Source organism: Mesorhizobium sp. M7A.F.Ca.CA.003.01.2.1 (assembly GCF_003998945.1).
Classification (GTDB): Bacteria; Pseudomonadota; Alphaproteobacteria; order Rhizobiales; family Rhizobiaceae; genus Mesorhizobium; species Mesorhizobium ciceri.
The window spans coordinates 1-4,054 of record NZ_RZRA01000507.1; the positions used below are offsets into that span (position 1 = coordinate 1).

The 4,054-nt window shown below is 63.1% G+C and carries 5 protein-coding genes; 2 read left to right on the forward strand and 3 right to left on the reverse strand.

The genetic code is table 11. The annotated features are described in order from the left end of the window. On the forward strand, positions 1-570 hold a 570-nt coding region (locus tag EN969_RS19880), incomplete at its 5' end, for a beta-propeller fold lactonase family protein (RefSeq protein ID WP_164758359.1). A 24-nt stretch (positions 571-594) separates the two neighbouring features. Here the strand turns inward: EN969_RS19880 and EN969_RS19885 are convergent. The 3 genes from EN969_RS19885 to EN969_RS19895 all read right to left on the reverse strand — a co-directional run bounded on the left by EN969_RS19885 (position 595) and on the right by EN969_RS19895 (position 3,178). Then, a complete protein-coding gene (locus tag EN969_RS19885) occupies positions 595-1,581 on the reverse strand; it encodes a Tim44 domain-containing protein (protein ID WP_063167549.1) in 987 nt (328 codons plus the stop codon). Between the two features lie 73 nt (positions 1,582-1,654). Continuing rightward, a complete protein-coding gene (locus tag EN969_RS19890) occupies positions 1,655-1,957 on the reverse strand; it encodes a zf-TFIIB domain-containing protein (RefSeq protein WP_024502504.1) in 303 nt (100 codons plus the stop codon). Positions 1,958-2,188: 231 nt separating this feature from the next. Then, complete coding sequence (locus tag EN969_RS19895; protein WP_063167550.1) at positions 2,189-3,178, reverse strand: zinc-dependent alcohol dehydrogenase family protein; 990 nt, start codon at positions 3,176-3,178, stop codon at positions 2,189-2,191. A gap of 101 nt (positions 3,179-3,279) precedes the next feature. Here EN969_RS19895 and EN969_RS19900 point away from each other — a divergent pair. Next, positions 3,280-4,054 (forward strand): LysR family transcriptional regulator (locus EN969_RS19900; RefSeq protein ID WP_164758360.1); only part of this gene is annotated, 775 nt, incomplete at its 3' end.

A 4,054-nucleotide genomic window follows, 5' to 3' on the forward strand; every position in this document is an offset into this window, starting at 1 on the left:
GCCATCGTCGCCGACCTCGGCATCGACCGGCTGGTGTCTTACCGGATCGAGCGCGAGGGCAATCTGGCCAAGCTAACCGAATCCGCTTTGCCATCCGGCGCCGGTCCACGCCACCTCGCACTGCATCCGAACGGACGCTTCGTCTTCGTCATGAACGAACTGGATTCGACCATCGTGTCGATGGCGCTGGACGAAGCCACCGGCAAGCTCTCGATCATCGACGCAAAGCCGGCGGTGCCGGCCGAGGCACGCGACAGCAACCACTGCGCCGATATCCAGATCTCACCGGATGGCCGTTTTGTCTACGGCTCCAACCGCGGCCATGACAGCGTCGTCATCATGGCGGTCGACCAGCAGACAGGGTCGCTCAGCCTCGTCAGCTATATCCCTTGCGGCGGCGCGACCCCGCGTAACCTGGCGCTGACGCCGTCAGGCGGCCATCTGTTTTCCGCCAACCAGAATGGCGACCGCATTTCGATCTTCGCCCGCGACGCCGACAGCGGCATACTGACCGACACCGGGCGCGCCATCGAGATCGGCACGCCGATGTGCGTCAAGATCGTGCGCTGAACGCCCACAAAAATCGCCCGAGGCTCAAGCCTGTTGTATTGCCGAGAGCTTCCAGTTCGATCCATTCTCACGCACGAAAGTCCACAGCTCGGTCGTCTCTGTCGGATGATCATCGTCGCCCGCGACGATTTTGCCGCTGGCCCGTTCGCGCGTCACGTCACGAGATTCGTAGCGCAAGGCGGCTGTGGCGTAGTCGCGCTCATCCTCGCGCCAGCTTTCCGCGATGTCGGCCTGCAGCAAGGTGATATCAGTCACCTCGTTCCTGAGACCTTTCTGGGCATTGTCGGCCAACTCTTCCGAAAGATAGGATACCATTTCGGGTGTAACCGCCCGGCGCAGAGCGGCATGGTCTTCGCGCCCGAATGCTTCCTGGACATCGGTCAGCAGCTGCTGGAATGCGTCGAGATCCGTCTGGGCCAGCGTGATCTCCTCGGAGGCGGCGGCCGGAGAGCCTCCACCTGAACCGCCGCTGAAACCGGGAATTGTGAAGGAGCCTGCAGTCTGCTGCCCTGCCGTTGAGCGGTTCTCAAATCGCGAAGCCTGGGCATTGCCGGCACCTGCGAGCGCCGGCGCGGGGCCGCGCGCGGATTGCGAGCGGAAGAACCTGATGGCCAGCATGATCGCGCCACCGATCAGCAAGGCCTGAAGCAGGAAACCGAACATGCCGGCCAGGCCGCCGAAGCCCTGACCCAAAAGCAGGCCGAACAGGCCGCCGAGCAACAGGCCGCGCATCATCGTTCCACCGAAACCGCTCATGAAGCCGGGCCTCTGCAGGCCGGCCTGCGGCTGCCGGGCCGCGTTGTTCACACCGGTGTTGGGCGTCATCGACCGCTCGACCGGAGCGGTCGGTGCTGGGGCCGTCCTGGTCGGCGGTGCCGATTGGAACGTACGCATGCCACGACTGCCGAAACTGCCGCCACGACGGGCCTCGGCATGGTCCATCGCAACCATGGAGAATGCAAGGAACAGTCCTGCAAAGAGGGCTGCAAATCGGCTGGTGCGGGAAATCATCGGAGATGAACCTTTGTCGATGTGGTTTCGGAAGTTTCAGCAAGTGCCGGCCTGGATGTCGGGCATCATGCGGTCAGTCGAACAACTCTTCGAAGAATGATTTCTTCCGCTTTGGATAGCGGTGACCGTGCGAGCGGGAATAATCGTCATCGCGGCTCTGGCCATGTTGTGGCTGGGAGAATGCTGCCGGCTGTGGCTGCGGCGCGGGCGCCGCTTCCCTGCCGGAACGCTCGATGATCTTGTCGAGTTCTCCTCGATCAAGCCAGACGCCGCGGCACTGCGGACAGTAGTCGATTTCGATACCCTGGCGTTCGCTCATCACGAGCGCGACGCGGCAGGAGGGGCAAACCATACCGAGGAGGGAAGTAGATGTCATACGGGGCTCCAAACCGAAAGGAATGAGCCCGCTTGACCGAAAGAATGGAAACGGGCCCGTTAAAGCGGTCCGACATCACAATCGCCAAAAGCGACAGTCAGAGGGGCCCGGCCCGCACCGAACAGTTAGGGATGCAAAGCCGCGGCTTCAAGGTCGATATTGCCCTGCAAGAATGATTTGTTCGCCAGCGTTGCTCAGGCAGTCACCACGATTCAAATCGTCACCACGATCTCAGATCGTCACTACGATCTTGCCGAACTGCTCGTTCGACTCCAGGTAGCGGTGCGCCTCGACGATTTGGTCGAACGCGAAGGTCCTGTCGATGATCGGCCTCAGCGTTCCGTGCTCCAGACCTTCGACGATAAACGCCTTGGCGGCCTCGAGTTTCACAGGGTTGCCGGTGATCTCGTGGACGAGGTAGCCGCGCAGTGTCAGCGTCTTGCTCAGCACCGCTGGCAGCGGGAATGGCGTCGGCTCGCGGCTGAGACCGCCATATTCGATGAGGATGCCGCCACGCGACATGGCCGCTGTGAGTGGCTCGAAGATCGGGCCGCCGATCGCATCGAACACGACGCGCACGCCTTCAGGCCCTGCGATCTCATTCAGCCGTGCCGCCAAATCCTCCTCGGCCAAGGTGACGACTTCAGCCGCGCCGGCATCGAGCAGGGCCTGCCTCTTCGCCGATGTCCGCGTCACCGCAATCGCTGTTGCACCGACCCTGTTGGCGATCTGGATTGCCGCAAGCCCGACGCTGCTCGAGGCTGCGGTGATCACCACGTGGTCTCCGCTGTGCAGCCCGGCGATATCGATCAGCGCGCCATAGGCGGTGAGATACTGCATCCAGACGGCCGCTGCCGTCTGCCAGTCGAGCGACGGCGGATGCTTGACGACAAGTCCGGCGGGGTAGGTGGCAAACTCGCCATAGGCCGGCCAGCGGATCATCGATTGCGGCGGGATGACACTGACGCTGTCGCCCGGCGCGAAATCCTTCACGCCGACACCAATAGCCTCGATGACGCCCGCTGCCTCGAGGCCAAGCCCCGAGGGGAGCGTCGGCGTCTCGATATAGGAAGCCGCGCGCAGCAGCGCTTCGGCGCGATTGAGGCCGAGTGCCTTGACCCGGATTTGAACTTCGCCCGAACCCGGTGGGGAAAGCGCGACATCCTCGATGCGCAGAACCTCGGGGCCACCATGCTGGTGAAAGCGAACTACGCGTGTCATTCGGATACTCCAAATCATCTGAACCGAATGAGCTATGCAGCCGGTCTTGCCAGGGATAAATGGCTGTAAGAGAAGAACAGTAGAAACCAGGAGTTCTGAATATGGATCGGCTTGAGAGCATGGCCGTGTTCGTCAAGGCGGTCGATCTCGGCTCGTTCGCGGCCGCGGCGGTCGCGCTTGATCTCTCCGGACCGATGGTCGGCAAGCATGTCCGGTTTCTTGAGGAGCGGCTGGGCGTGCGGCTGCTCAACCGGACCACGCGACGGCAGAGCCTGACCGACTTCGGCCGCGCTTACTATGAACGCTGTCGGGTGGTGCTCGCCGAGGCCGAAGCCGCCGATGCGCTCGCCGCCGAACAGTTTTCGGAGCCACGTGGAAAACTGCGGGTCACCATGCCGGCGCATTTCGGGCGCCATTGCGTGACCCCCGTGTTGCTGAAGCTGGCCCATCAATATCCGATGCTGGAACTCGACCTGTCGCTCACCGACCGCTTGGCGGATCTTGCCGAGGACGGCTACGATCTCGCAATCCGCACCGGCACTCTTGACGACAAGGTGGGGGTGATTGCGCGTCGCGTCGCGCGTCAGGGCATGGTCGTCTGCGCGGCACCCTCTTATCTCAGAATTCATGGCGAGCCGCAGCGGATCGAGGATCTCGCCGACCATCAGGCGATTGTCTACCGCCGGCTCGGCCAGGTCGTTCACCCGTGGTTGTTTGTGCGCGAGGGGCAACCCACGCTCGAGATCACGCCAACCGGACGGCTGCGGCTCGACGATCTCGATGCCATCGCTGACGCGGCCGCCGACGGCATGGGGCTGGCCTGGCTGCCCTGGTGGCTGGTACGCGACCGCATTCAGGCCGGCGCGCTGATGGCGC